Source organism: Mycobacterium mantenii, assembly GCF_010731775.1.
Classification (GTDB): Bacteria; Actinomycetota; Actinomycetes; order Mycobacteriales; family Mycobacteriaceae; genus Mycobacterium; species Mycobacterium mantenii.
Map to the genome: position 1 here is coordinate 5,584,183 of NZ_AP022590.1, position 26,741 is coordinate 5,610,923.

The 26,741-nt window shown below is 64.1% G+C and carries 26 protein-coding genes, 1 tRNA gene and 6 pseudogenes; 17 read left to right on the top strand and 16 right to left on the bottom strand.

All coding sequences use genetic code 11. From position 1 onward, the window contains the following. Positions 1-276: 276 nt before the first annotated feature. Together G6N50_RS25790 and G6N50_RS25795 are read left to right on the top strand one after the other, a co-directional pair. Positions 277-472, top strand: a pseudogene (locus G6N50_RS25790) (NADH-quinone oxidoreductase subunit B); the annotation flags it as partial. A gap of 90 nt (positions 473-562) precedes the next feature. Then, positions 563-667: pseudogene (locus G6N50_RS25795) on the top strand (NADH-quinone oxidoreductase subunit C); the annotation flags it as partial. A 601-nt stretch (positions 668-1,268) separates the two neighbouring features. On the opposite strand, the gene G6N50_RS25800 reads toward G6N50_RS25795, so the two are convergent. After that, on the bottom strand, positions 1,269-1,883 hold the full coding sequence (locus tag G6N50_RS25800; RefSeq protein WP_083098153.1) for a hypothetical protein: 615 nt from the start codon (positions 1,881-1,883) through the stop codon (positions 1,269-1,271). Between the two features lie 134 nt (positions 1,884-2,017). Beyond that, positions 2,018-2,383 (bottom strand): hypothetical protein, encoded by a 366-nt coding sequence (locus tag G6N50_RS25805; protein ID WP_142275705.1) that lies wholly within the window; start codon positions 2,381-2,383, stop codon positions 2,018-2,020. A gap of 535 nt (positions 2,384-2,918) precedes the next feature. Between G6N50_RS25805 and G6N50_RS29580 the strand changes: the two are divergent. The 6 genes and pseudogenes from G6N50_RS29580 to G6N50_RS29600 all read left to right on the top strand — a co-directional run. Then, positions 2,919-3,071: pseudogene (locus G6N50_RS29580) on the top strand (helix-turn-helix domain-containing protein); the annotation flags it as partial. Positions 3,072-3,216: 145 nt separating this feature from the next. Continuing rightward, a complete protein-coding gene (locus G6N50_RS29585; RefSeq protein WP_232069056.1) occupies positions 3,217-3,465 on the top strand; it encodes a hypothetical protein in 249 nt (82 codons plus the stop codon). Next, positions 3,462-3,689, top strand: a complete 228-nt coding sequence (locus G6N50_RS29590) for a hypothetical protein (RefSeq protein ID WP_232068833.1) — start codon at positions 3,462-3,464, stop codon at positions 3,687-3,689. The genes G6N50_RS29585 and G6N50_RS29590 overlap by 4 nt, the downstream gene beginning before the upstream one ends. A 192-nt stretch (positions 3,690-3,881) precedes the next feature. Next, complete coding sequence (locus G6N50_RS25815; protein ID WP_083100310.1) at positions 3,882-4,994, top strand: IS110 family RNA-guided transposase; 1,113 nt, start codon at positions 3,882-3,884, stop codon at positions 4,992-4,994. A 13-nt stretch (positions 4,995-5,007) separates the two neighbouring features. Then, positions 5,008-5,139: pseudogene (locus G6N50_RS29790) on the top strand (integrase core domain-containing protein); the annotation flags it as partial. 57 nt (positions 5,140-5,196) lie between these two features. Then, entirely contained in the window at positions 5,197-5,460 is a 264-nt protein-coding gene (locus G6N50_RS29600) for a hypothetical protein (protein ID WP_232068834.1), read from the top strand. Between the two features lie 54 nt (positions 5,461-5,514). Here the strand turns inward: G6N50_RS29600 and G6N50_RS25825 are convergent. After that, positions 5,515-5,587 (bottom strand) — tRNA-Arg (locus G6N50_RS25825). A gap of 465 nt (positions 5,588-6,052) precedes the next feature. Here G6N50_RS25825 and G6N50_RS29930 point away from each other — a divergent pair. The 4 genes and pseudogenes from G6N50_RS29930 to G6N50_RS29805 all read left to right on the top strand — a co-directional run bounded on the left by G6N50_RS29930 (position 6,053) and on the right by G6N50_RS29805 (position 8,586). After that, positions 6,053-6,620, top strand: a pseudogene (locus tag G6N50_RS29930) (RtcB family protein). Between the two features lie 636 nt (positions 6,621-7,256). After that, positions 7,257-7,700 (top strand): Hsp20/alpha crystallin family protein, encoded by a 444-nt coding sequence (locus G6N50_RS25835; RefSeq protein ID WP_083096789.1) that lies wholly within the window; start codon positions 7,257-7,259, stop codon positions 7,698-7,700. Positions 7,701-7,896: 196 nt separating this feature from the next. Then, a complete protein-coding gene (locus G6N50_RS25840; RefSeq protein ID WP_083096790.1) occupies positions 7,897-8,331 on the top strand; it encodes a CBS domain-containing protein in 435 nt (144 codons plus the stop codon). A 129-nt stretch (positions 8,332-8,460) separates the two neighbouring features. Then, positions 8,461-8,586, top strand: a complete 126-nt coding sequence (locus G6N50_RS29805) for a hypothetical protein (RefSeq protein ID WP_264028666.1) — start codon at positions 8,461-8,463, stop codon at positions 8,584-8,586. A gap of 111 nt (positions 8,587-8,697) precedes the next feature. On the opposite strand, the gene G6N50_RS25845 is transcribed toward G6N50_RS29805, so the two are convergent. The 5 genes and pseudogenes from G6N50_RS25845 to G6N50_RS25860 all read right to left on the bottom strand — a co-directional run bounded on the left by G6N50_RS25845 (position 8,698) and on the right by G6N50_RS25860 (position 13,173). Next, entirely contained in the window at positions 8,698-9,816 is a 1,119-nt protein-coding gene (locus G6N50_RS25845) for a CapA family protein (RefSeq protein WP_083096792.1), read from the bottom strand. Between the two features lie 318 nt (positions 9,817-10,134). Then, complete coding sequence (locus G6N50_RS29810) at positions 10,135-10,263, bottom strand: hypothetical protein (RefSeq protein ID WP_264028665.1); 129 nt, start codon at positions 10,261-10,263, stop codon at positions 10,135-10,137. Next, positions 10,260-10,628: an ANTAR domain-containing protein gene (locus G6N50_RS25850; RefSeq protein WP_083096794.1), complete on the bottom strand. Its 369-nt coding sequence runs from the start codon at positions 10,626-10,628 to the stop codon at positions 10,260-10,262. Before G6N50_RS25850 ends, G6N50_RS29810 begins: the two co-directional genes overlap by 4 nt. 389 nt (positions 10,629-11,017) lie before the next feature. Beyond that, positions 11,018-12,538: pseudogene (locus tag G6N50_RS25855) on the bottom strand (APC family permease); the annotation flags it as partial. A 68-nt stretch (positions 12,539-12,606) separates the two neighbouring features. Then, on the bottom strand, positions 12,607-13,173 hold the full coding sequence (locus tag G6N50_RS25860) for a polysaccharide deacetylase family protein (RefSeq protein WP_308204174.1): 567 nt from the start codon (positions 13,171-13,173) through the stop codon (positions 12,607-12,609). Between the two features lie 567 nt (positions 13,174-13,740). Here G6N50_RS25860 and G6N50_RS25865 point away from each other — a divergent pair. Continuing rightward, the gene (locus G6N50_RS25865) at positions 13,741-14,724 is read left to right on the top strand and encodes a GNAT family N-acetyltransferase (protein ID WP_083096797.1); all 984 of its coding nucleotides are present in this window, start codon (positions 13,741-13,743) and stop codon (positions 14,722-14,724) included. 144 nt (positions 14,725-14,868) lie between these two features. Here the strand turns inward: G6N50_RS25865 and G6N50_RS25870 are convergent, their stop codons facing one another. The 8 genes from G6N50_RS25870 to G6N50_RS25905 all read right to left on the bottom strand — a co-directional run bounded on the left by G6N50_RS25870 (position 14,869) and on the right by G6N50_RS25905 (position 22,018). After that, complete coding sequence (locus G6N50_RS25870; protein ID WP_158086091.1) at positions 14,869-15,012, bottom strand: hypothetical protein; 144 nt, start codon at positions 15,010-15,012, stop codon at positions 14,869-14,871. Between the two features lie 267 nt (positions 15,013-15,279). Beyond that, the gene (locus tag G6N50_RS25875; RefSeq protein WP_083096799.1) at positions 15,280-15,747 is read right to left on the bottom strand and encodes a hypothetical protein; all 468 of its coding nucleotides are present in this window, start codon (positions 15,745-15,747) and stop codon (positions 15,280-15,282) included. 547 nt (positions 15,748-16,294) lie between these two features. Then, positions 16,295-16,720 carry a hypothetical protein gene (locus tag G6N50_RS25880; protein ID WP_142275632.1) on the bottom strand — a complete coding sequence of 142 codons (426 nt, stop codon included), beginning with the start codon at positions 16,718-16,720 and terminating at the stop codon, positions 16,295-16,297. Positions 16,721-16,893: 173 nt separating this feature from the next. Further along, positions 16,894-17,718, bottom strand: coding sequence for an LLM class F420-dependent oxidoreductase (locus tag G6N50_RS25885; protein ID WP_083096803.1), 825 nt, complete (start codon positions 17,716-17,718; stop codon positions 16,894-16,896). A gap of 7 nt (positions 17,719-17,725) precedes the next feature. Further along, a complete protein-coding gene (locus G6N50_RS25890) occupies positions 17,726-18,802 on the bottom strand; it encodes a poly-gamma-glutamate hydrolase family protein (RefSeq protein WP_083096804.1) in 1,077 nt (358 codons plus the stop codon). Beyond that, positions 18,803-20,044, bottom strand: coding sequence for an Nramp family divalent metal transporter (locus G6N50_RS25895; RefSeq protein ID WP_372509924.1), 1,242 nt, complete (start codon positions 20,042-20,044; stop codon positions 18,803-18,805). An 81-nt stretch (positions 20,045-20,125) separates the two neighbouring features. Beyond that, positions 20,126-21,202: an NAD(P)H-dependent amine dehydrogenase family protein gene (locus tag G6N50_RS25900; protein WP_083096806.1), complete on the bottom strand. Its 1,077-nt coding sequence runs from the start codon at positions 21,200-21,202 to the stop codon at positions 20,126-20,128. A 24-nt stretch (positions 21,203-21,226) separates the two neighbouring features. After that, positions 21,227-22,018 (bottom strand): SDR family oxidoreductase, encoded by a 792-nt coding sequence (locus tag G6N50_RS25905; RefSeq protein ID WP_083096807.1) that lies wholly within the window; start codon positions 22,016-22,018, stop codon positions 21,227-21,229. 260 nt (positions 22,019-22,278) lie between these two features. Here G6N50_RS25905 and pstS (G6N50_RS25910) point away from each other — a divergent pair, with 260 nt between their 5' ends. From pstS (G6N50_RS25910) to pstA, 4 genes are all read left to right on the top strand, one after another. Then, complete coding sequence (pstS, locus tag G6N50_RS25910; RefSeq protein ID WP_083096808.1) at positions 22,279-23,385, top strand: phosphate ABC transporter substrate-binding protein PstS; 1,107 nt, start codon at positions 22,279-22,281, stop codon at positions 23,383-23,385. A 260-nt stretch (positions 23,386-23,645) separates the two neighbouring features. Continuing rightward, positions 23,646-24,758, top strand: a complete 1,113-nt coding sequence (gene pstS / locus G6N50_RS25915) for a phosphate ABC transporter substrate-binding protein PstS (RefSeq protein WP_083096809.1) — start codon at positions 23,646-23,648, stop codon at positions 24,756-24,758. A gap of 30 nt (positions 24,759-24,788) precedes the next feature. Continuing rightward, entirely contained in the window at positions 24,789-25,763 is a 975-nt protein-coding gene (gene pstC / locus G6N50_RS25920) for a phosphate ABC transporter permease subunit PstC (protein ID WP_142275637.1), read from the top strand. Between the two features lie 71 nt (positions 25,764-25,834). After that, positions 25,835-26,737 (top strand): phosphate ABC transporter permease PstA, encoded by a 903-nt coding sequence (gene pstA, locus G6N50_RS25925; RefSeq protein WP_083096811.1) that lies wholly within the window; start codon positions 25,835-25,837, stop codon positions 26,735-26,737. Positions 26,738-26,741 lie beyond the last annotated feature (4 nt).

Sequence of the window (26,741 nt, forward strand, 5' to 3'; positions counted from 1 at the left end):
CAAGCACCGTCGGCAAGGAGGAAGCAGCGCCTCGCTGATCTCTCCCAGGTCGCCGAATCCCCCACGTAGGACGGGATGTGGTCGACCGCATTAGTGGGTGACGTTCGCCCCGACGGCAACCGTCGGCCGCTCAAACGAGGTGGGGCAGCGCCCAGCTGAAACCCATTGCCGTTCGGGCGTACCGCAAAAGTCAGTGGTCCGTTGGCGTCCTGCAACACGCAGTTGACGCTGATGTCGTGCTGAGCAAGGTATCCGGCGAGCGGCACTCTGCCTTCTAATCACGTGGTGCCGGTGGACATCTACCTCCTCGGGCTGCCCGCCGCGTCCGGAGATGCTACGCGATCCTCAAGTTGCACGAGAGAAGATTTAGGAGATGCCGTTGGGCGTCAACCGGGAGCGCGCCATCGCCGAAGCCGAGCAGGCGGCGCTGGCGGCCAGGCCCACGATCGAGATGCGTGGACTGCTGCGATGAGCTCGCCAGAGCACTACCCGAAACAAACAATCAGCACCCCCGACGGGGCACTTCCCCCCGGGGGGCGAAGTGATCAACGTTCGCCGCGGCATGTTCGGGGTCACCGATACCGGTGACACCTCCGGATACGGACGGCTGGTGCGAGAGGTCACTCTCCCGGGCAGCAGCCCCCGGCCCTACGGCGGCTACTTCGATGCGGCTGCATTTTTGGATGATTTGGCGCTGTGCGGGTTCCCAGCTCACCCACTTTTGCGGGAGATCCGCATAACCGTTGGTAGCCATCAGCTTTCAGTCTCGTCAGCGGTTGCTTCCAGTAACTCGGCGTAGGCGCGGAATAAACCGGCTGCTTCGTCGCTCATCATGGCCAATGATCCGATACGGTTTCCCTGAATTGTTGGTCCATACCGCGGGTCATTCGGATCGAGCGGGCGGATGGGTGAGTAAGTGATTAACCTCCACCTGTCCATCGACTTGGCGGTCAAGGGTCAGGTTCATGGACTGCTCGACAATAAAGTGCGCGGAACGCATCAGCATGTCGGCAGCATTATCGTCCGTTATTGTGAATCCCCTCGTGCTGTAATCGAAATGGAAACTTCGAGACCGATCTGCCTGCCCAGTACCGCCGCTAGCCGTGCTAACTCCTCAATCGATTCTTGGAGCCGGGCAACAAACCATCCGGCGCTATCCGCGTCGAGCTGACTGGGACCGTGCGGGGCGCTGTCGACAATGAGGTGGGGCCTGGACAGCACTGCGGGCCGCCCAGTTGGACGGCCCGCAGCTGGTTGGTGGGTGGTGGCTAGTTGCCGCCAACGTGGTTCTGCGCGGCGACGACGGTCTGTATGAACTGCTTCAACACGTCCTCGCTTGGCAGATCAGCGGCCACGATGAACACCCAGGACGGGCCTGCCATGGTGCCCAGCTGGGCGCACCAGGTGGGATGGCAACTGCCATCGGTGATTCGGTCCCCAGCCGTGATGCTGTCCATGTTGGCGCGCACACCGGAGTGCATGGTGCGCGTTTCGGTGTTGGGCCAGCCCAGCGCGTACAGCTTGACGTTGGACCCGTCGCGGTCGTTGGTGTAGCGGGCATCGAACCACCTGGTGGGGCGCGGATACGGATTGAACCAGTTGGCCACTACGGGGTTGGACAGGTCCGGGTTGGGTGGTAGCCGGTTGCCGGTGAACGGTTCCTGCTCAAACGTTTTGAACGTCAACCCGTTCAGGTGCAGCGGGTAGCTGATGTAGCCCCAGGTCTTCCAGCCAGGTGGATTGCCATCCGCGTCGGTGGTGGTCGGTGCCGTAACGCTGGCGGCGGTGGTGCCGCCGCCGCTGGTGACTGGTTGCGGGTTGCTGCAGCTGGTGATTGCCACAGCGGCCAGCGCCGCGCCAATCGCTTTGACGGTGTTACGCATACTCTCGTTTCTCCCTGGTGTTGATGTTGGTGGTGGTTAGGCCGCTGCGCTGGGGGCATAGCGCACCCGATCAAGCTTGAAAGGGAGACTTGGATTCCAGCACGCAGGCGGTTCCCCTTTTCGTTCGGGCAGATTCAGCCTTCCGGCGATTCCGTCACGGTGGGGTGCGAACATGTCGGATGCCCATCAGCCGGGCAGGTGTCGCCTGCGTTGAACGCCGCGACGACATCTGCCCAAAGGTCTGGGCATCCCTGCTGCATGTGTTGCGAGACGATGTGCGACGCCTCGGGTTTCGGGATGCCTAGCTTGTCGTTCATCGTCTGCACGACGTAGCCGAACATGACCATGTCGTGAGCCGGATTCCCGTTGAGTAGCCCGCGCATCACAGTGCAGGTATTCGACGGGAAAGGCCAGGGTCGGCGTGCGCTGCCGGTGCGATAAGGACGACGGCCACGACTGCCAGTGCCGCTGTCATGGCTGTCTTCATCGGGTTCCCCCATCCCCTGTAGTCGATCCAGGGTATGGGGGTGGGGCCAGCCCCGGGCCAAAATTTAAGAAAGTGATTTTGGCCAGTCCACCCAGGCGGCCATCATTGGGGTCCCCTGGGTCATAGCAGCGCCAGCACACGCGCCGCGATGTTGAGTGCCCGCACTGCGCCCTGGCGGTCCTGCCAGGTGGTGCCGTCGCTGCCGGCGAGCACCTGGCGCGCCCGGTCGCGGATCAGTGAAGGCGGGTGGGTTGGTGGCGCTGCAGCTGGGGCTGCAGGGCGGTGCGGGTGCCCGGTGGTACGCGGACCCGTGCGGGTACTGGACCCCTGCAACGCGACCTGGGACCCGACCCAGGCACCCCGCGCTACCGATCCGGTCGGTCGGCGGTGGCCAGGCTGTTGTTTCAGGTGCCCGTTATTTCACGCATCTTGCACGGATCAGCATTTGCGCTGTTCAAGTGGTGCCCCTGACAGTGTTTGATTCCAGGACATAGTTGGCAGCTGTCTCGCGACATAGTTGACACCTCTGCAAGCTGGGGAGGTCAGCCATGTCGAACGCGCAGCTCGTCATCACCGCTGTGGTACTGGAAGGACGCAGCAAAACCGAAGTCGCTCGCGACTACGGCGTCTCCCGGCAGTGGATCCAACAACTGTGCAAACGCTACGAGGCCGACGGCGACGCGGCCTACCTCCCGCGTTCACGGCGTCCGCACCACAGCTCAAGCCGTCACCGTAGAGGTCGAAGAGCGCACCGTACGGCTACGCAAGACCCTGACCAAACGCGGTCTAGATGCCGGCGCCGACACCATCGCCGCCCATCTCGCCACCAACCCCACTATCACGAATGTGCCTGCCGTCTCCACCATCTGGCGAATCTTAAAGCGTCGTGGCTTCGTCACACCCCAACCGCACAAACGGCCCCGCTCCTCCTGGAAGCGCTTCTGCGCCGACCTGCCCAACCAATGCTGGCAAGCCGACGTCACCGATTGGCACCTCGCCCACGGCGGCGGCGTGGAAATCCTCAACATCATCGATGACCACTCCCGTCTGGCCATCGCCAGCCTGGCCGCCGCAACATCAGTGGCCCCGACGTGACCGCAACCTTCACCACCGCCTTCACCACCTGGGGCCCACCCGCCTCGGTGCTCACCGACAACGGCGCCATCTTCACCGGAGCACCCCGACGCGGCGGCCGTACCGCCCTGGAAATCACCCTAGGCACACTGGGCATCACCTACCTGACCAGCCGGCCCTACCATCCACAGACCTGCGGAAAAGTCTGTGAAGACTTATCGACGACGCTGCACCGGTCGGCCTGACCCCGGCCAAGGTGTGACCAAGGTGTCCTGCGTTCGATTTGTCGGTCGACGCCGGTGCAGCGTCGCGGTGCGCACCGGCCAGACGGATCTGACCTGATAGGAGCTTGGACTAGAAGCCCCGTCACAGACCTGTCGCTCCGTCCGGCCGGTTCGCCCAACCGTCAGATTGGCCCTAACGGAGGAGCGAATTCCATGATCGCAACAGAAGTCGAGACTGTCATCGGTGGCGTTGACACGCATAAGCACACTCACTACGCCGCGGTCATCGACCAGCACGGTCGGTTGCTCGGTCATCAGGAGTTCCCTGCGACCGACGCTGGCTACCACGCGCTGCTGTCTTGGATGCGCACGCACGGAGCACTTGAGGCGATCGGCGTCGAAAGCACCGGATCATTCGGTGCAACGCTGACTCGCGCCCTGACGACCGCCGGCGAACGAGTCATCGAGGTAAACCGACCTAACCGCATCGCTCGACGAATGGACGGCAAGTCTGACCGTCTCGACGCCGAGCAGATCGCCCGTGCCGTACTCGGCCAAACCTCGACCGCGACACCAAAGTCCAAGTGCGGCATGGTCGAAGTGATCCGCACTTTACGTGTCACCCGCAGCAGCGCAGTCAAGGCCCGAACCCAAACTTTCAACACCTTGTTCGGGATCATGATCGGCGCCCCATCGCCGCTGCGCGACGAGCTCGTCACGCTGACCAAGCGAACCCTGATCAATCGTTGCCTCGGTCTTCGGCCCGAAACCACCGACTTCGCTCACCTGTGTGCTCACCCCGAGCGCCTGCTGATGGCCAGCATCAAGACCGCCCTTCGCGACCTGGCCCGCAGGTGGAAGGCTCTTGACGGCGAAATCAAAGCACTCAACAAACAAATTGAGGTCGTCGTTCGCGCCGCCGCACCTGATCTCGTTGAGCTCTTCGGCGTCGGTGTCGAGCTGGCCGGCCAGTTCCTCGTCACCACCGGAGACAATCCAGAACGCATCCACGACGAAGCCGCTTTCGCCAAACTCTGCGGCGTGGCACCACAGCCCGCCAGCAGCGGCCGCACGACCGGCCGACACCGGCTATCGCGCAGCGGCGACCGACAGGCCAACAGTGCCCTCTACATCGTTACGATCGTGCGACTGCGACACCACGAACCCACCCGCGCCTACGTAGAACGCCGCACCAACGAAGGACTCACCAAACGCGAGATCATCCGCTGCCTCAAGCGCTACATCGCCCGCGAAATCTACGCCAATCTCCCACGCCCACAGGCAACCTCAACGCCAGCAGCTGAACCCCACCAAACCGCCGCTTGACAAACATAGGAGCATCGAGCGCTTCCACCAAACTCAAAAGAAATGCCTAACTGCACATCCCGCGGCCACAATCGCTGAACTCCAACACCTTTGCGACCAATTCCGCGTCTACTACAACCAGCACCGACCATACCGTGCACTCCACAGACGCACTCCGACCCAGGCCTACACTCACCGCCCCAAAGCCACCACAACCGGCTACGTGATCCCCGCCCACTGCCGCATACGCACCGACACCATCGACGCCGCCGGCGCCATCACCATCCGCTACAACAGCCGCCTGCACCACATTGGCCTGGGCAAGCGCCGCACCGGCACCAAAGTCACCGTGCTCATCGACGACCGCGACATCCGCGTCGTGGACCGCCACACCGGCCAACTCATCCGCAAACTCGTCTTAGACCCCACCCGCGACTACCAACCCCGCGGCGTCAAATGCGGAAACAGCCCCGAAAACAGGCAATAGGTGTAAACCATGTCTCGGGACACCTGTCAACGATGTCCCGAGACACGACAATCGTGCCCCCGGCAGGATTCGAACCTGCGACACCGGCTTTAGGAGAGCCGTGCTCTATCCCCTGAGCTACGGGGGCGCGGGACGTCTTCTGAATACCCGACTAGTACCTAGCCGGTGGAAGCGCTGGGCGGCTTTCGTGGTGTTCTCGACGTCCTGTTGCCGTTCCCGGCGGTAGGCCTGGTCGTCGGGGGGTGCGGCGGGTGCAAGTGTAGCGGGCAGGACGATCGCCACGCGACGCTTGGGCGGGCGTGGTGACGGTCGGCGTTAGGCGGCTCGCTCTTTGGATTGGTGTCGCCGACGAAGGTAAGCCGCGATTGCGTTGCAGCCCAATACGAATCCCGGCACGACGAGCGAGAGTGTCGCGGTGATCGCTGCATAGGCGCAGCGCACTCCGGTGCCGCCGATGACGATCGCTACCTCATTCATGGGGAAGCATCGAGATAGCAGCTTGGCCGCCCACGTGCTGGCCAGGGTTTGGCTATCGCGTTTCGATCAGTGCACCACAAGAACATCCAGCGGCGCCTGCAGCGCCCTGGCCGCGATGGCCGCGGCGGCCAACTACGGACGCGCCAACCGACAATTACTGACCGAAGCAACCCGTCGGGTGTTCGAGCACGAAATCGCGACATCGCTGGATCTGCTCTACGACGTGTCGCACAACCTCGCCAAGATCGAAGACCACCTCGTCGACGGCCAGACACGCACACTGTGCGTGCACCGCAAGGGCGCAACCCGCTCGCTACGCCGCACCATCCCGACGTGCCGGCCGACCTGGCCGCGGTCGGACAACCGGTGCTCATCCCCGGCACCATGGGAACCGCCTCCTACGTGCTGACCGGTGTCCCCGATAACCCCGCCTTCTATTCCACCGCGCACGGCGCCGGCAGAGTGCAAAGCCGCCACCAAGCCGCCCGCCACACCAACGCCGAGGCATTGCGCAGAAGCCTCGCGGATGCCGGCATCCTCGTGCACGGCAAATCCCGCAGGGGGCTGGCCGAGGAAAACCCGAGGCCTACAAGGACATCGACGCTGTTATCGAAACAAGCGACCGCGCCGGGCTGGCCCGCAAGGTCGCCCGCCTCGTCCCCCTTGGTGTGGTGAAAGGCTGACAACGAGAATCAGCGGTCGCACAACACCCAGTGCACGTCAATTGAGCCTGCGGTACCACATCATTCAGTCGCCAACCTGCTCGCGGCCGGTTGGTCGGACCGGTGGCATCACACGCGGATTGGCACGCAAAGGCGACAACCACCTGGGCTAGGTGCGCGGAACGTGCTCTCCAGGCCCCCGGGCATTCATCAGGCACATGAATAAAAAACTGCGCCGTCGTCGTCCGTCGGGGCTTGGCCGCGGCGACGCGCAACCAGGTAGAGCCATCCCGGTTCGATGGGTTGTTTGCAGCGGGCGCACTGGGGGTCGGCGACCATGCTCCCTCCTTCCTCGGCCTCACTATCTCGGCCATCATTCTCCGCGTCGTGTACGTGCCGGCGGGCCACTATTGACCAAAGATCGCCGACGCCGCGTCCCGTGACGGTCCGCCTCCGGCCCGGAGCGCGCAATCCCGCGAACCCGCGACGAAGTGCCGGTCACCAATAATCAGCCGACAACTGCGCCGGCCAACACGATCGCCGCGTGACGCCGGCAAATGTCCCCGCGGATGAGGACCTCGGCCCCTACCGAATGCCGGTGCAGACGATGAAGAATCGAACGGTAAGTCCCACAACACCAACAACCAAAGGAGAGTCATGACCGATCTCCCTGTGCGTCGGCAACCTCATTCGTGGCTGCCGGACTGGTCTGATTTCTGGTCGAATCTATGGACCGGCTTTCCCTCACCGGCGACGCTGCGTCCAGGCCATCTGATCCGGCTTGAGGATGAGACGGCTGACGGCCACTACCTGTTGCGCGCCGAACTGCCCGGCGTTGACCCGGCCAAGGATATCGACATCATCGTGCAGGGCGGCCAGTTGACGATCAAGGCTGAACGCAGCGAGAAGTCGGAAGCCAAGGGCCGCTCGGAATTCCGCTACGGCTCGTTTACCCGCTCGGTCACCTTGCCGGCCGGCGCCAACGAAGATGACATCAAAGCCAGCTACGACAAAGGCATCCTGACCGTGGACGTGGCCGTTCCCCAACAGACATCCGACGCGGCCGCCGAAAGGCACATCGCCGTGCGAGTTGCCAGCTGACCCACATGCCTGGTGGGCGCAGAGTCCCCGTTAAGGCGCTGCTACGGGCGCACCCTGAGTGCTGCTGCGCACAACGGCTTTCCGCTGGGTCCGTGGTTGTTCTCACGAAGGGCCCAAGGACCCTACAGGTGCCCGGCCTATCGCCTTAGGTTCCGACTATCAGCCGACATATCCCGGCGTCCAGAGGAGAAAAGTTATGACCACTGCGCGTGAAATCATGCACGCCGGAGCCACCTGTGTGGGCGAGCACGAAACATTGACCGCCGCCGCCGAGCACATGCGCGATCTGGGTGTAGGCGCCCTGCCGATCTGCGGCGATGATGACCGTCTGCACGGAATGATCACCGACCGTGACATCGTCATCAAGTGCATCGCGTCCGGCCGCGATCCCAACACCGTAACCGCAGGTGAGCTGGCCCAGAGCAGCACTTATCGCGTCGACGCCGAGGCCAGTGTCGAAGAGATGCTCAACGTCATGGAGGAGCATCAGATCCGCCGGCTACCGGTTATTGATAGCCACCGGTTGGTGGGAATCGTCAGCGAAGCCGATATCGCACGCCATCTTCCCGAGCATGCGATCGCCCAGTTCGTGAAGGCTATTTGTGCGCAGACGGCCATCACCAGCCACTGAGTCGTCCCGCAGCGCGCGGTGGGCTCGAAGGCACTGTGGCCTCGCAGCGGGCTTCGCACCGGCGGCCCTGCGATGCGCGCGACCCGCGAGCGCGGAGAGAAACTGGCCGGCGAGAAATGAGGAGCGCACATGGCTGACAACCATTACCTCGAGGTCATCAAACGTCTGCTCGGCGCAGAAATGTACTTTCGTTTACGCAGGGAGGCAAAGGAGCGCAAACCGCAACGTTCGGCCCCCGAAGACAAGTCAAAATGACAACACGGATTGGGTACTTCGCACACTCACCAGCGCCAGCCACGACCGCACACGCGGCGACGGAAGATCCTGCAGGACTGGGACTTCGGCGCGGTCCGGACCGCCGTGGAATCACGACCCGTGGACGATGAGGTTGGCATCGTGGTCGAGGGTGACATACGTTCCGAAACGCCGGCTGATGCGCTCGAGGGTGGAGCGCAGCCATTCGCTGTCCTGGCGTGAGGCGCGGTCGAGCCGCATTCTGCGGGCCCGCATCGGCGTCATACGCAAAGTGGTGAGGTTGCCGGTGTCGGGGTCGAGCGAGGCAAAGTACAGAAGCCGCAGTTCATTGCGGTAGGCCTCGAAGCCCTTGATACCTTCGTAGTCGTTGATGGCGTCCCCGCAGCCGTACAGGATGAGCTTGCCGCGGTAAACCTCGATCGGTCGTGGGTGGTGTGACGAGTGCCCGTGCACGACGTCGACCCCGGCGTCGATCAGTCGGCGCGCGAAGCGAACTTGGCTGCGCGCAACGTCGTAATCCCAGTTGGACCCCCAGTGCAGGGATACGATCGTGATGTCGCCGGGCTGTTTTAGCGCAAGTACCCGGTCGGTCATCTCGGTGGCGGTGCGATTGAACAGGTTCGGAATGAAGGCGACGCCTGGCCGGGCCGCGGTCGCGGCCCAACTGCGGGGAATGCCGCTGGATTCCGTGCCGCCGGCGGCAATCACGACGTGATGTCCGTCGGGCAGGGTCACGACCGCGGGGCGTTCGGCGTGTTCGGAATCGAGCCCAGCACCGACATGCGTGATGTCGGCCCCACTCAGCGTCTCTAGCGTGTCGAGAAGACCGCGCCGCCCAAAGTCGAGGATGTGGTTGTTGGCCAGCGTGCAAATGTCTGGCCGGATCGCGGTTAGACACGCCATGTTGTCGGGGTGCATGCGGTAGTGCACACACTTGCCGTGTGCGAACTCGCCGTCGGCGGTGATGGTGGTCTCGAGGTTGATCAACCGGAAGTCCGGTGCGAACCGGTCTACTAATGCCAGCGCTTCTCCCCATGGCCATGCGAAGTCCGCTGGCCGGGGGATTGGGCCGCTGGCCTTCTCGGCGCATGTCACGTAGTTGCGGGCGTCAGTCATGGGCTCCCGCAACGTGGGGTCTCCCGGGTGGGGCAGTATCTGGTCGACGCCACGTCCTGTCATGACGTCACCGCACAGGAAAATCGTTCGGCCACGGCCGGACTGGGCAATCATGAATCCGATCGCCGATCGTGGCGACCCCGAGGTCGTCGTACGGATGCGAGTCGTGCGCGACCAGAAGAGTGATTCGGCCGAACTGCCTGTCGAATCACCGCGGTGTTGCTCGTCCCCGTCACCGGTTACCACCTGCTTGATCGGTATAGCTCGTTCCGGGATGCCATGTCGTCGATGAACGACTGTTGTGTTGCAAGCGAACTGGATTCCCAGACAGGCCAGAAAACACGGCCGGTGACCGGCCCTGCCGCAGCATGGCTGGTAGCCGGTGGGTGTTCGTCATCGTCACCCCGGACCGGCAATTTCTGGTCGAATTGGTCAGTCACGTCGGTATCCCCAGTTGTTGCCGAGCCGGTCGGGTGCCGCGTCGCATTGCCCGTCATGATCCAGTGGCCGCGCTTGCTCGGCGAAGTCGGCTTCGTTGGCGCGCGAAATCGGCTCGATCACGGTTGGAGTCTCATCAGTTTGGGTAGCCGCGGATGTGCACATGTCACTTGCGGCTGTTGTGCTTGCTCGCGGTCACCGTCGTAGCCGGGGCCGCCGCCTAAGAGGGCGCCCCAGGCTTCGTCAACGGCCGCAATGACCGCGTCATCGAAGTAGCGGGTCACATCGTTTTCGGCGATTGTCACGAGCGCATCGGCCAGTTCCAATGGGGCCACACTGTGCTGTTTGGCCGTTTGGACGATGTTGATGAACGCCTCATTGCGGCTGCAATGACGTAGGGCAACCAGTACACCCTCGGCGGTGCCGAGACTGCGCTGGCCGCTGCGGCGCGGATCCCGGCGGTGATCGGTCTGTGCTGTTGGCTTCATGGTGCGCTCCCTTGCTCCACGGTTGTTTCGACTGGGTCGAGTTCTGTTGCCGCAGAGGCACTGCCTGTCTGCGGTTGCAACAGTGAACTTCCTTTTCTAACCGGCCAACCCAGATAACTCTGGGCCATCGCTGTCGATGGCGGATGCCTGCGCCTGGTGCCTAACGGGACGGCCACATCTTCACTTCGCTATGTCGCTATGTCGCTATCGTTTGGATCTTTCGGCGGTGTGTGGTCGACCGGTAGGGGCCGAAGTCCTATCCCCGATGGTCATTCGTCGTTGCGCAGCCACATCGGGCGGTATTCGGCGACAAATCCTGAGCCGCCACGAAGCGATTATCGCCCCGCCGGTCGAACGACGTCTCCATCGGAAATCGCTGCGGTGGGTTCGCGTGTCATGGTGTGGCCCAGGAAGAAACCCGGCGCCATCGTCCACCAGAACACCATCAGGATCGCTCCGAGCGCCGTCGCGCCGATACCGACCGCGGCGACGGCGCCGAACCCGAGGATCGTGATGTCGTGGCCGTTGTCATCGGTCAGCCACTCGGGCTTGGCGTATTGGATGAGCCCGTAGACGAGAACCAGTAATAAGCAGATGCCGCCCAGCGATGGGAGGAGCCCCCGCATCATAAAGTCCCGCACTGACCTCGTGACGGTATTGCGGTAGTACCACGTGCACGCAAAACCGGTAAGCCCGTAATAGAACGCGATCATCAACCCGACCGATCCGATCAGCGCGGACAGCAGGTTCTCGCCGACTAGCGAGAACAGGACATAGAAAAGGATCGACACCATGCCGACCGTGATGGTCGACGTGGTGGGCGAGCGGTAGCGGCGGTGGATCCGTGCGAACGAGTCAGGCAGCGCTCTGTAGGCCCCCATCGACAGGGTGGTGCGCGCGGTCTTCAAGATCGTCGTCTGCATCGACGCGAGGGCAGACGTCAGGATCGATGCCGCGAGCAACAGCAGTGCAACCTTGCCGAGGACGCCGTTGCCGAACAATTCCGGACCGATGGACGCGAAGATGTCTTTCGAGTTGTGCAGGTTGCCCAGTCCGATACCCTGCGTCCCGACACCGGCAAAGGCCACGGCCGACACGGTCACCAGGGTGTAGGTCGCCAGCAGTAGGAACGTCGAGATGATGGCGGCGCGGCCCGGTGTGTGGCTGGGGTCGTCGGACTCCTCGTTACATGCCACCGCAGTGTCCCAGCCCCAGTACATAAAGATGGCCATGAGAACCGCCGGGGCGATGATCGTCCCGAAATCAACATCGCCCGGCCAGAACCAGGACAGCGACGGATGCACCGAAAAGCCCTGGGCGGTATGGCTAAACGTTTTGACCAGCGCGACCACCGAAAAGACGATCAGCACCACGATTTGAACGGACAGCAGGAGGTACAGCAATCTGGCCGAAACCTCGATGCCGCGGTCGCAGATATAGGTCATCATCACAATCCAGAAGACGCCCGCGACTGTCGACCAAAATCTGCTGTTGACCAGGTCGGCCAGCGAATGCCGGTCCAAGTCACCGACGAACCTGAGTGAGTACGCCCCGGTGATCGCGGCCAGGTTGGCCATCACAATTACTTCCGCGGCTATGATGCCCCAACCGCCGAGCCATCCAACGATCGGTCCGAATGCCCGCGACGCCCACGTGAACGTGGTACCGCAGTCCGGTTCGGCCTTGTTCAGCTCCCGGTAGGCGATGGCGATCAAGTACATCGGGACGAATGAAATCAGAATGACGGCCGGGGCTTTGACCCCGGCCAGCTGCCCGCCGCCACTGGCCACGATGAGACCCAGTGTCGCGGCAAGGCTGTAGGCCGGCGCCATGGACGCCAAGCCGACCACGACGCCGGAGATCAGGCCCAGCGCGCCGCCCCTGAGGCCTTTGCTTTTGACGGTCGTCATCGCGGCCTTAACGTCTGGGCCGACCGTGACCTCACTCTTGCTCACCCCACCCCTCCGCATAACCCTTCCTAGGCAAAGACGTCGTTGAGGGTCACGGTTTGCAGGTTGCGGCTGTGGATGATGTCGATCAGCTGGGGGAAGCAATGGGTGACGGTGGGAAGGTTGGCGTGACCCAGCACAATTTGGTTGGGCTGCAACGATTTTTGCGCCGCAGCGATCAAACTTGCATCGCTGAGGGGCACGTCATCGCCGATGCTGCCGCTCCACAGCGTGATGGTGGTGTAGCCCTGATCGGCCGCAATCCGGTCCGTGGCGGGCGTGTGCCGCCCGTAGGGCGGCCGGAAATAGGGGGTTCCGTCAACCCCGTAGGTGTTGCGCAAGAAATCAGCGTTGCGACGGATCTGGTCGGCAACCGCCGCCGAACCGATACGCGTGATGTCGGGATGCGACCAGGTGTGGTTTCCCATCTGGATTTGACCAGCATCGACCATCGGTCGTAGCGCGGGTGCGTTGACCGACCAGGAACTGTTGGCGCCGTTGACGAAGAACGTCAACCGGATCCCGCTGTCGCGGCAAAAATCGGCAAACGCGCCCACTACCTGCACGCTGGCTCCGTCGTCGATGGTCAGCGCCAACCGGTTATCGGCCCCCGGTAGCCGGGTGAGCACACCGACAGGGTGCGGCACTTTCTGGGTCGGAAATCCTCGGGCGGTCGGGGACCGACTGGCCGCGGCCAGCACGGCGATTGCGATGCCGCACAGCAGTGCACGGCGATCCATGTTCTTCATGAGTCAACGCTACTGCCCGCCACGACCCGGGGGAAGATCCTGTCTTTCGTTGTGCGCCTTGCCATAAGGCTCCCGCACCATGGCGATCGCGGCCGAAGGTCAGGACTGCTGGCCGGGTGCGAAGTTCGGTTCCGTAACCGGCGTGATGAATCGCGGCAAACACATAGGTCTGCCGCCGCATCTCCAGGTCGATTAACGGTCCTTTGTCACAGCCTTCACCCACGAATTGCCCGCGCGCTGGCCGGCGCCGGTCGCATACCGTACATCCGAAGAACACGCATTGCGCAGCAATGGCGTAGGGAACACAGCGACACTGGAATTGAAGATGAGCCGTGCATCCACCGATCACCGTCGGCAGTTGCCGTCCGCCTGGCATGAATCGGGCTCTGACGCCGGGCTGCCAAGAGGCCGGGCATGAGCGCCGTTAGCAGCCAGGAGCTGGCGGGGCTGGATGTGTTCGCCGATATACCGGCGCAGGACCTTGAGGCATTGGCCGTCCACCTGCAGCCCCTGCGTGCGGCCGCGGGTGAGGTGCTGATGCGGCAGGGGGAAATAGCGGCCTCGTTTTCGATCATCACGTCGGGTCGAGTCGAGATTCGACACGTCGCCCCGGAGGGCCAGGATGTGGTGACCGAGCTGTTGCCGGGGTCGATTGTCGGCGAAATTGCCTTGCTGCGAAATCAACCCAGGACGGCGACGGTGCTCGCGAAAGATGACGTGTGTGGCTATCGCGGATACAACCGGGCGTTCGAGTGCATGCTGGCCATGCCGGTCGTCGCCGAGCGGATGGTCTGCACCGCGCGTCAGCGCTTGGCCGCCTACATCGCGCCGATCCCGGTATTGACGGGACACGGCGATGGGCTCTTTCTGCGCCCGGTCCTGCCCGGCGATGCCGAGCGGTTCCATAGCAGTGGTTCATTCTCGCGGCAGACTCTGTACCGGCGATACCAGGGCGGTGCCCCGACCGAGGCACGATTGGCCTACCTGTTCGAGGTCGATTACGTGGACCACTTCGTCTGGGTGGTCACCGACGGCGGTGACGGGCCGGCCGTCGCCGATGCCCGCTTCGTCCGGGACGAAGACGACCCAACCTCGGCGGAGGTTGCCCTCACCGTGGCGGACGCCTACCAGGGCCGCGGACTCGGGACACTGCTGCTCGTTGCGCTGGCGATAGCCGCACGCGTGGACGGAATCAGGCGGTTTCACGCCCGGGTGCTTTCCGATAACCCGCCCGCGCGCGCGTTGGGTGAAAAGGTCAACGCCCGCTGGGGCCAGGAGGAATACGGGGTGATAACCACGGCGGGGGATATCCCGGACCTCGATGACCTACCCCTTGATTACGACACGCGCCTGCGGATCGAACAAGTGGCCCGCCAGGTGATCCACGCGTTCGACTGAGACTGTAAGGGACCAACGCCCCGGGCTTTGGTGCCTTTGCGCCCTTACCTGGCGGCGAGATGTCGACGCAGCATGGATCCGTCCGGCCCCTGTTCTCAGAGGAGGAGTTGCGCCGTGACGTCGCTGATCGTCTGTGTTCCGAAATCACACGGCAATACCTGCCGCGTAGCCGATCGGATGGCTGGGGTCCTTGGTGCCGACGTCGTCCCCGAAACGCTCGGCGAGCACGATCTCGCTCGGGCCGCGCCGTTCGCGGCGCGAACTGGCGACCAGGTGGCACGCGGCCACGCCGCTTCATAAGCAGCACACCGCGCGCAACGCCCTGTTGCGCCTGTCGGGGGAACCGGACGTCGAATGACCTTGCGCAAAGGTCCGGCTATGGGCGCGAAATCTATTGGAATTGCGCTCTTATCGACCCAGATGCGCCCGGGCGTCAATAGTCCAGGACGGGTTGACGCAACACGCTCCAGACACGCCGGATTCGACTACCCCGCAGGCCCCAAATGGGCCGAACTCGAATCCGCCGTAAGTTAACTGGTCTGCTCCGGCGTTGCCTCACGCAGCGCGGGGGACATCGGGGGCTGAGCTTTCCGCCTGTGCCACAGGGCGACTCGGCGCGGGAAACCACCCAACGAAAGTCAGGTAAAGCCCCACCAGTGCCATGATGATGAAGCCCAGTCGCCACCAGGTGACCGCGCCCACCGCGGCGCCGGCAAACGACAAATAGGTTTGGGGCAAGGCTATGAGGGAGAACCCTTTCAGTGCCGTCAGCCATCCTAGGAGTGACACCATGACCTGGGCAGCGCCTTGCCAATACTGATGAAGAGCGATGACGACTAATCCACTCAGCAAGACAAAGGCGCCAGTCACCCAGGACCACACGGGGTTCGACCGGAAATCCGTCAGTAGCGTTGGCATCTCCGAGGCGCGCGCGATCGCCGTGGCGGTGATGATGACGAGAAAGGGGCCGATCACTCGGGCGAACATGCGCGTTCTAGCCGGGGTCTGTGTTGAAGAGCTCATGGCTGCACCTCTGTATAGCGTCTCTCATTGGTCGAGATGAAGAACCTCACGGTCATCATTTGAGATTTCAAATCCCCATAGGGGTATCTGATCGCTTCGGCGCATCGAGCGATAGAGTCGGAAGTCCCGATCGTTTGGCCCCGCACCTCCGCGGAACTTGCTGACACGCCGCGGGCATGAGTCGAGAACCAGCGGGGCAAAGTCGCCTGTGGGGTTGTCGTATCGGTTGTGGCGGCTCTGCTTTGGCACATGAATCGCTCACTGTGATGAGTGCACGACGAGGAAGCGCTTTTCGGCCAAGTGGTTGCCCGTCTACTGGTCGAAAGTCGAAATGCTCGAGACGGTTTCCACGACAACCGGTCTCGGTTGCGCAAGCCGATGACCAACAAGATCGGCAACGCGTTCGATTCGCGGTCGGCGGTCGCGCGCACATGCCGCGATGCGAACCTTTGCCCGGGCCGCGCCACTACCGCAACGGCGCCGCGACGATCGATGCCGAAACCGCCCGTGCCCAATTCAGGATGACCGCGTGGCGGTCTGAGTTGGTTCAGTCGAAGCGTTCAATCTCGTCGGCCGCTTCTGCCAGCGCCGCCGCTAGTTCGCGGGCCGCCGCCGCGTCCAGCGCGTCCAAGTGGCGGGCATGCACGGATATCCACCGCCGCGCCGAGCCGTCGGCCTGTTGTCGTCCGCAGATCTGAACATAGGCCTGCCCGCCGTGGCGTTTGGTGCCCTCGAAGTCGCGGAACCAGCTGCTGTCGAGCTGCCAATGGAACGTGCGCACCGCGCCGGCGGGTGGCGCGATTTCCTTCAACGGCACCGCAGCGGTGATGTTGTCGGCCGCCCAGCCCTGCGCCATTTCCAGCAGCATCTGCGGTCCATCGCTTTCCATGCGTTCGAGCTGGGCGATCTGTTCAGCGGTGAGCCGTTCGGCCACGTCGCGCCAGTTATGGGCGGGCTTGTCGCGTGTGGTCATGATGTGCAGTGTGTGTTGACCGGGCCGCTGTTGGTGAGAGTCGAAGGTCATGTCATGGGTTCATTTGCTGGTGCCGCGGTGGCCCGTTGGAGCGAGGCGCAGTTCGAAGCCAACACGTCGGGGCGGACGGGCCTGAGCTTACCGGCACGCCCGCCGATAAATCGCCGCGGCGGTCACCGCAGTTCGGCGATCACCTTGGAGAAGTTGTCGATGTTGTTGTCCTGCACGGTGAAGGAAGAAACGCCGTACTTTTCGCGGTAGGCGGATAGTGTGCCGGCGATCTCACGGGGGGAACCGCTGAGCACCGACGGCATGGACAGGATTTCCTCATCGGACAACTCCGGCGAGTAGGTGCGGGTCAGCTTGAGGTCGGGCTCGGTCTCCCCGACCCGCGGCATCGCCGTGATGGCCAGGTTCAGCTCGAGCGAGTCGAACCGGTCGCCCGCCGCGTTGCGGACGAACTCGACGCGCTCGGCGAATGGGTCATCGACGGCGCGCACCTTGGCGCCGGTCAGCCCGATGATGTCGGCGTTGCGGGCGGCGATGGTCAGCACCCGGTCGCCGTTGCCGGCGATGATCAGTGGCGTCGACGGGTGGTGTTCCTTCAGATAGCTCGTCATGTGTTCGAGGTAGTCGACCCGCTCGCGGGCACTGGGATACGGGATCTCCGCGGCCTCGAACTCCTCCCGGACATAGCCGGTGCCGAGCCCGATTTCGAGACGGCCGTCGCTGAGCAGATCGAGGGCTTGCATGTCCCGGCTGAGCAGCGCCGGCTTGTAGAACGCCGAGTTGAGCACGTACATGCTCAGCCGCAGAGTGGTGGTGACCATCGCGACCGCGGTCAGCGTCGGGAACGGTGCTGCCGCGCCCAAATGGTCAGGCACGCAGAGAATGTCGAAGCCGGCGTCTTCGGCGCGCTTGGCCTTGTCAAGCAGTGCCTCGCGCGTCTTGAAGAAACGCATGCTCATTCCGAAGCGAAAATCCTTGGCCACCAACAATCTCCGTTCAACGTTCCGACATTGACCAACTACGGGCGGCGTCCGCCAACCCCTGGATCAGGGCGCTGGTGACCGACGACAAACCGTTGTCACCGGGCAGCGGGCTGCGCGGGCTGATCCCCCTGACCCGCGCCGAGAGTTCCAGCTGAGTCCCGCCGTCGCGCACCCTGTTCACCGGGTTGCGCGGGTGCAGGCCGCGCAATTCCGGCGGGATGTCGTCGAGGTCGGTGATCACCCGGTAGCCGGGCAGCTCGATGTGCCGGGTGAGGTGCGCGGCCAGCGCCCGGTTGCGGCCACCGGCGAGCAGCTGGGTACTGCGACCGTCGCGGCCATACCCGTGCAGCGACACCGCGACATCGACATGATCGAGGAACGCGGCGAGCCGCGCGGACTCGGCCGGATCGAACAGCGCCGACGGCAGGTGATGCGGGTAATGATCGGGATGGCGCACCACGTACACCGACGCGCCGGCGGCCTCGGCGGCGCGATCGGCGATCACATCGGTCATCTCTTCCAGCCCGCCACCATGGATCGCGAAAAACCCGAAGCGCGAACGTAATTGGCTGCTCTCGGTCACCTCCGGTTCGCGCAGCAATGCCGATAGCGACTGTGGCCCAAGCCCGGACACCGACGACGATTTCGGACGTGGCCAGCCGGCGGGATCCCAGCGGCGCAGGAAGTCCACCCAGCGCTGCGGCAACCCGTGCTGCGTGGCGCCGTCGATGATCTTGGGCAGGTAACCCGGCCGGGGTGGGCCCGGGGTCACCCGGTGGTCGATGTACACCCAGGCCGGTGCCGGCCCGTCGTCGGTGTGCACCGTCATCTGGTCGCGCCGGTAGCGCACCGGCACGCCCTCGGCGCTGTCCAGCGTCGCGAGGTCGCCGTCGGAGATCTGCCACACCACCCCGTAGACCCGGTTACCGGCGAGCGGTTCGACGGTGGCCACGCCGCGCTGGTTGATCAGCCAGTCGTGATCGGCCAGCACCGCCGGCCGCGGATGCGCGGCGTCGGGGCAGCGTTGCGCCATCTGCCTGACGCACAGGTTCGATCCGTATGCGAAATAAAGGTGCCGGCGGGCCGGCATTCAGCCGGTCACCGTCAGCCAGATCAGCACCACGTTAAGCAGACTAATCAATACGGCGATGGCCCAGCCAAGAATCGTGGTGACGCGGTGATTGACGTCGCCACCCATCAGCTCGCGATTGCTGGTCAGCTTGATCAAAGGCAGCACCGCAAAAGGTATTCCGAACGACAACACCACCTGGGAAAGCACCAGCGCCCGGGTGGGGTCGAAGCCGACCGCCAGGATCACCAGGGCGGGCACCAGGGTGATCAACCGGCGCAGCAGCATGGGGATCGACCGGTGCAGCAACCCCTGCATGATCATGGCGCCGGCATAGGCGCCGACCGAGGACGACGCGAGACCGGATGCGAGCAACCCGACGGCAAACAGCACCGCGATGGTCGGGCCCAGCGTGTTGTGAATCGCGGAATAGGCGCCCTCGATGGAGGCGCTCACGTCGCGGTGTTGCAGGTTGATCGCGGCGATCAGCAGCATCACGGCGTTCACGGTGCCGGCGACTGCCATCGCCAGCACCACATCCCAGCGAGTGATGCGCAGCAGCAGGTGGCGATGTGACCCCTCGTCGGGATGCCCGTGCCGGTCGAGGACCAGGCCCGAATGCATGTACACGGCGTGCGGCATCACGGTGGCGCCCAGAATGGCGGCGGCCAGGAGGACGCTCTCGGCGCCGCGGAACCGGGGAATCAGCCCGCCGAGCATCTCCTCCGGAGGGGCCGTCTTGACGAAGAAACTCGCCGCGAATCCGATCGCGATGACCAGCAGCAAGCCGGTGATGACACGCTCGAAAATGATCTGTCCGCGCCGGTCCTGAATTCCCAGCAACAGCAGCGCCACCAGACCGGTGATCAGCCCGCCGGCCAGCAGCGGCAAGCTGAACAGAATGTGCAACGCGATGGCCCCGCCGACGACCTCGGCCGCGTCCGTGGCGACGGCCACGAGTTCGGCCTGCGCCCAGTAGATCAACCGCGCCGGCCGGCCCATCCGCTTGCCGATCATGGCGGGCAGGGAGCGCCCAGTGACCAGCCCCAGCTTCGCCGACAGGTACTGCACCAGGCCCGCCAGCACGTTGGCCACCACGATGACCCACAGCAGCAGGTAGCCGTACTGCGACCCGGCGCTGACGTTGGCCGCGACGTTTCCCGGGTCGACGTAGGCGATCGCGGCGACGAACGCGGGCCCCAGCAAATACCAGTTGCCCTTGAGCGAGCCCTGGGTGCGCTGTGCCAACGTGTCGACCTCGATTCACATCACCGAATAAGAAAGTGAGGTTAGTCGAACATCCCTGCGCCACCCGCAGCGGCCACGGCGTTTCCACTCTCGGGTTCACTGCGGGAGGTAGAGCCCCTTGCCGGTGATCAGGGGCAAGTCGAGCGTCGTCACGATGCCGGCCGGGGCGGCCACCACCGCGGGGATGGCGTTGACGACCCGCATCGCGGTGGCCACCAGGCCCGCGTGGTTGTGATCGCCCTTGCGGCTGCTCAGGCAGACGTCCATGGCGTAGGACGGCTCGCCGGTGATTTCGATGCGGTAGGAGCCGCCCTCCTGGGCGGGCTGCGGCCAGTCGGGGCACAGGTCCTCGCGCAGCCGGGTGACATGTTCGAGGACGACGGCGGGCTCGCCGTTGACCATGCCGAACACCTCGAAGCGCAGCGCCGCGGCGGTGCCCTTGGCGATATGACCCGAGGCGATGTCAAAGTCCTCGGGCGCAGGTATGCGGACGTAATTCTGGGTGACCTCGTCCAGCGAAATACCGAGTCCCGCCGCCAGTTGCCGGATCACCGACCCCCAGGCGAGGCTGAGCACGCCGGGCTGCAGCAGCATGGGAATCTCGTCCAGTGGCTTGCCGAAGCCCATCACGTCGAACATGACCGCGGCGCTGTCGTAGGTGGCGTAGTCGACGATCTCCATGCAGCGGATCTGCTGGATGCTCTGGCAGGTGCCCGCAAGTGCCAGCGGCAGTAGATCGTTGGCGAAGCCAGGATCGATACCGTTCACGTAGAGGCTTGAATTTCCTTCGCGCGCTGCGTCTTCCAGAGGCTTAATGAGCTCCTCGGGAATCACCTGCCACGGATACTGCAAGAAGACCGGGCCGCTGCCGACGACGTTGATTCCCGCCGCCAGGACGCGCCGGTAGTCCTCGAGCGCCTCGGGCAACCGGTTGTCGGCCAGCGCGTTGTACACGGCGCATTGCGGCCCCGTGGCGAGCACGGCATCCAGATCGGTGCTGGCAAGCACACCTGTCGAATTGGCAAGCCCCGCAAGCTCCGCCGCGTCCTTGCCGGCCTTGGCGTCGGAAGACACCCAGACGCCGGTCAGTTCGAACTGCGGATTGGTGATGAGCGCCCGCAGCGCGTGGATACCGACGTTGCCGGTGCCCAATTGGACGACGGGGATGGGCATGACTGGCTCCTTAGCGGTGGGGGGTCACAGGTCCGGGACGGGGATGTCGAGATTGGGGAAGGTGAGGCCGCCGTCGACCTCGAGTGTCTTACCGGTCAGGAAGCTGCCGGCGGGGGAGGCCAAATAGACTGCGGCAGCGGCAATGTCGACGGGGTCACCGAGGCGGCGCATCGGTGTGGCCTTCTCCATCGGCGCACGCAGCTCGTCGTTGGAGGCGACCACGTCCAGCGCGGAGGTCAGGATCGATCCGGGTGCGATCGCGTTGACACGAATCCGCGGGCACAGATCCAGGGCGGCCAGCCGCGTGTAGTGCGACAGCGCGGCCTTGGCGGTGCCGTAGGCCGCGAAACCCCGCCCGGCCAGCCGGCCCATGGTCGAGGTGATGTTGATGATGCTGCCGCCGTCGGAGTGCTCGAGCATCAATGGCACCGCCGCCAGCGTCAACGCGTGGGCCGTGGCGACGTTGAAGGTGAAGGCGTCCTTGAGATCCTTCGTCGACGTGGTCAACAGCGTGTTGGGCATGGTCCCGCCGACGTTGTTGACGACGATGTCTAGTTTCCCGAACGCTTCAACGGCCTGGCCGGCCAGCTCCGCGGTGGACTCGGGATGCGCCAGGTCGGCGGCCACGACGTGGGCCCGGCGTCCGACGCCCCGGACCTGTTCGGCGACGGCTTCTAGTTGGGATTGCGTGCGTGAGGCGATGAGAACGTCCGCACCCGCCTCGGCGAACGCCAGCGCGATGGCCGCCCCGAGGCCGCGGCCTGCACCGGTGATGACGGCGACTTTGTCGTCGAGACGGAACCTGTCAAGGATCATGGCGGCCTCTCTTCGTTTCGGTGTCAGCCGACACGGTAGCAAGCCGCGCCGTCTCGGATCGCGCATTTCTGGAACAGGTTCTACTTTTGCATACGGGCGTGGCGGTACGATTTTCCGACTGTGCTCCGGCGGTCGCGCACGGGCCCCGCGCTGCGCTGACCTTCTCCCGCCTGCGCTGCGTCGCCATTCGCGCGCCGTTAACCTTGATGCTGTTAGCTGAACGGCGGCGATCATGTGTGTGGACACCGCGAGGAAGTAACTTGAGGCGCAAGCATTTTGGTGCCGCATTGAGTGTCCTGACGGCCAGTGCGCTGGTGTTGTCGGGATGCGGGAGTGACGACACCCGAGCGTGGGGACGCGGGGCAAACCCGTCGGGCCAGGTCAGTTGCGGCGGCAAGAAGGCCCTGAAGGCCAGCGGATCCACGGCTCAGGCCAACGCGATGACCCGCTTCGTCAACGCGTTCGAGCGGGCCTGCCCCGGCCAAACGCTGAATTACACTCCCACCGGTTCGGGCGCGGGCATCGGTGAATTCACCGGGAACCAAACCGATTTCGGCGGCTCGGATTCGCCGCTGGCCCCGATCGAATACTTCGCCGCCCAGACGCGATGCGGTTCGCCCGCATTGAATCTGCCGGTGGTTTTCGGACCGATCGCCATCACCTACAACGTCCGGGGCGTCAACTCGCTGATCCTCGACGGCCCCACCACCGCAAAAATCTTCAAGGGCGCGATAACCGTCTGGAACGATCCCGCTATCCGGGCGCTGAATCCCGGCGCCGCACTGCCGGCCGAGCCCATCCACGTCACGTTCCGCAGCGACCAGTCCGGCACCACGGACAATTTCCAGAAATATCTGGACTCGGCCTCCGACGGTGTCTGGGACAGGGGCATCGGAAAGACCTTCACCGGAGGGGTGGGCGAGGGCGCCGAGGGCAACGGCGGCACATCGGCCGCCGTGAAAGCGACCGAGGGTGCGATCACCTACAACGAATGGTCGTTTGCTTCGGCGCAGAAACTGGACATGGCCAGGATCGTCACCTCGGCCGGACCAAACCCGGTGTCGATCAGTGCGGATTCGGTCGGTAAAACGATTTCCGGTGCCACCCTCACCGGGCCGGGCAATGATTTGGTCGTTGACACCTTCTCGTTCTACAAGCCGACCCGGCCCGGTTCCTACCCCATCGTGTTGGCCACCTACGAGATCGTGTGCTCCAAGTACCCCGACCCGCAGGTGGGCGCGGCGGTAAAAGCGTTCCTGCAGAGCACCATTGGCGCCGGGCAGCACGGTCTTGCGGACAATGGATATATCCCGGTGCCCGGGTCATTCAAGTCACGGCTGTCGGAATCCATCAACTCGATCTCGTGATTTCGAGAACGGGTTGCGGCCGCGGCGGACGCGGTAAACGCACAAGCATTTCTTTGCCGTCGTACCGTCTCGGGGCGGTGTCGAGTGTGGTTTTCGCCCAAGTCGCCGCCGGGTTCCATCGCGTTCAGCCGTGAACGCCGAACAATTTGCTCAACGTTTACCTTGTTACTGTTAGCTTCGTGGCTGCGAGACGGGCTGGTCGGGGCGCAACGCCTCCGACCGGCGGCGATCCTGTTTCATCCCTACCGTAAGGAAGCGAATTGAAACTCAATCGATTTGGCGCCGTGCTGAGTGTCCTGAGCGCCGGCGCGCTGGTGTTGTCGGCATGCGGAAGCGATAACAACCGGACCGGCGCGAGCGCAACGAGCGGCTCCTCGTCGGGCAACGTGAGCTGCGGCGGCAAGAAGGCCCTCAAGGCCAGTGGTTCGACGGCTCAGGCCAACGCGATGACCCGATTCGTCAACGCGTTCGAGCAGGCCTGCCCCGGACAGACGTTGAACTACACCGCCAACGGATCCGGCGCGGGAATCAGCGAATTCAACGGCAAGCAGACCGATTTCGGTGGTTCCGATTCGCCGCTGGCGCCCAACGAATACGCCGCGGCACAGCAGCGTTGCGGTTCGCCGGCGTTGAACCTGCCGGTGGTTTTCGGCCCAATCGCCATCACCTACAACGTCAACGGTCTCAATTCACTGAGCCTGGATGGCTCCACGGCCGCCAAAGTCTTCAACGGCGCGATCACGATGTGGAATGACCCCGCGATCCAGGCCGTCAACCCGGGTGCCACGTTGCCCGCAGAGCCGATTCACGTCGTGTTCCGCAACGACGAATCCGGCACCACCGACAATTTCCAGAAATACCTCGATGCCGCCTCCAACGGTGCGTGGGGCAAGGGCGCCGGAAAGACCTTCAAGGGCGGTGTCGGCGAGGGAGCCAAGGGCAACGACGGCACCTCAGCGGCGATCAAGGCCACCGAGGGATCCATCACCTACAACGAATGGTCGTTTGCTCAGGCGCAGAAGCTGAACATGGCCAAAATCATCACCTCCGCCGGCCCAGACGCGGTGCCGATCAGTGCGGACTCGGTGGGCAAGACCATTGCCGGAGCCAAGATCGCCGGCCAGGGCAACGACCTGGTGCTCGACACGCTGTCCTTCTACAAGCCGACCCAGGCCGGTTCTTACCCGATCGTGTTGGCCACCTATGAAATCGTCTGCTCGAAGTACCCCGACGCGCAGGTCGGTACGGCGGTAAAGGCGTTCCTGCAGAGCACCATCGGTGCCGGGCAGAACGGTCTGGCCGACAACGGCTACATCCCGATCCCCGACGCGTTCAAGTCGAGGCTGTCTACGTCCATCAACGCCATCACATAACCTGAAGTGGTTGTGACACGAGGAACAGCAATCAGCCCGTCGACCACGGAGAAGCCGGCACTAACAACGCTGAGTGCACACGTGGGGCGGCGGGCTGATCGCCTGTTCAAGTTGAGCGCCGCCGCTGCGGGCTCGACGATCGTGATCGCCATCCTGTTGATCGCGCTGTTCCTGTTGCTGCGCGCCGTCCCGTCGTTGCGCGTCAACCACGCGAACTTCTTCACCAGCGCCAAATTCAGCACCAGCGACCCGAACAAGCTCGCGTTCGGGATCCGCGACCTGCTCATGGTCACGGTGCTCAGTTCGCTCAGCGCGCTGGTGTTGGCCGTCCCCGTCGCGGTCGGCATCGCCGTGTTCCTGACGCAATACGCGCCCAAGCGGCTGGCGCGCCCGTTCGGCGCTGTGGTGGATCTGCTGGCCGCGGTGCCGTCGATCATCTTCGGGCTGTGGGGGATTTTCGTGCTCGCCCCCCAGATCGAACCGGTGGCCGCGTTTCTGAACCGCCATCTCGGATGGTTCTTCCTGTTCAAACAGGGCAACGTTTCGCTGGCCGGTGGCGGCACCATTTTCACCGCCGCCGTCGTGCTCTCGGTGATGATCCTGCCGATCATCACCTCCGTCTCGCGCGAAGTCTTTCGGCAGACCCCGCACATCCAAATGGAGGCGGCGCAGGCGCTGGGCGCCACCAAATGGGAGGTGGTGCGGATGACCGTGCTGCCGTTCGGCCGCAGCGGTGTGATCGCGGCCTCGATGCTGGGGTTGGGCCGGGCGCTGGGCGAGACCGTCGCCGTGCTGATCATTCTGCGTTCGGCGGCCCGCCCGGGTAACTGGTCGCTGTTCGACGGGGGCTACACGTTCGCCTCGAAGATCGCCTCCGCGGCCGCCGAGTTCAGTTCGCCGCTGCCCACGGGGGCTTACATCTCGGCGGGATTCGCGCTCTTCGTCTTGACGTTCATCGTCAACGCGCTCGCCCGCGCGATCGCCGGCGGCAAGGTCAACGGATGAGTGGGTATGAGGAGCGCTCATGGCGCGCGGCGCGACGACGCAGAGCGAAGCGATGATGAGGAGCGGCGCTCGTGACCGTTGAGGCCCTTGACCGTCCGGTCAAAGTCGAGGTGTTCAGGCCGCTGAGCTTGCGGCGCCGAATCACCAACAACGCCGCGACGCTTTTCTTCCTCGGCTCCTTCTGCATCGCGCTGGTCCCGCTGATCTGGGTGTTGTCGATCGTGATCGCACGAGGCTGGTACGCCGTCACACGGTCGGGTTGGTGGACCCACTCGCTGCACGGCGTGCTGCCGGAGCAATTCGCCGGCGGCATCTACCACGCGCTTTACGGCACGCTGGTGCAGGCCGGGGTGGCCGCGGCCCTGGCCGTGCCGCTGGGCTTGATGACCGCGGTCTTCCTGGTGGAATACGGGTCGGGACGGCTGGTGCGGCTGACGACGTTCATGGTCGACGTGCTCGCCGGAGTGCCCTCCATCGTGGCGGCGCTGTTCATCTTCAGCCTGTGGATCGCCACCCTGGGCTTCCAGCAGAGTTCGTTCGCGGTGTCGCTGGCCCTGGTCTTGTTGATGTTGCCGGTGGTGGTGCGCTCCGCCGAGGAGATGCTCAGGCTGGTGCCCGACGACCTGCGTGAGGCCAGCTACGCGCTCGGTGTGTCCAAATGGAAGACCATCGTGCGGATCGTCTTCCCGATCGCGATGCCCGGCATCGTGTCCGGCATTTTGCTGTCGGTCGCGCGGGTGATCGGCGAAACCGCGCCGGTGCTCGTGCTGGTCGGCTACAGCCGATCGATCAACGTCGACATCTTCCACGGCAACATGGCTTCACTGCCGCTGCTGATCTACACCGAGCTCACCAACCCCGAACACGCCGGTTTCCTGCGGATCTGGGGTGCGGCGCTGACTCTGATCATCATGGTCGCCGTGATCAACATCGTCGCGGCGCTGACCCGCTTCCTGGCAACCCGCAGGCGCTGACCCG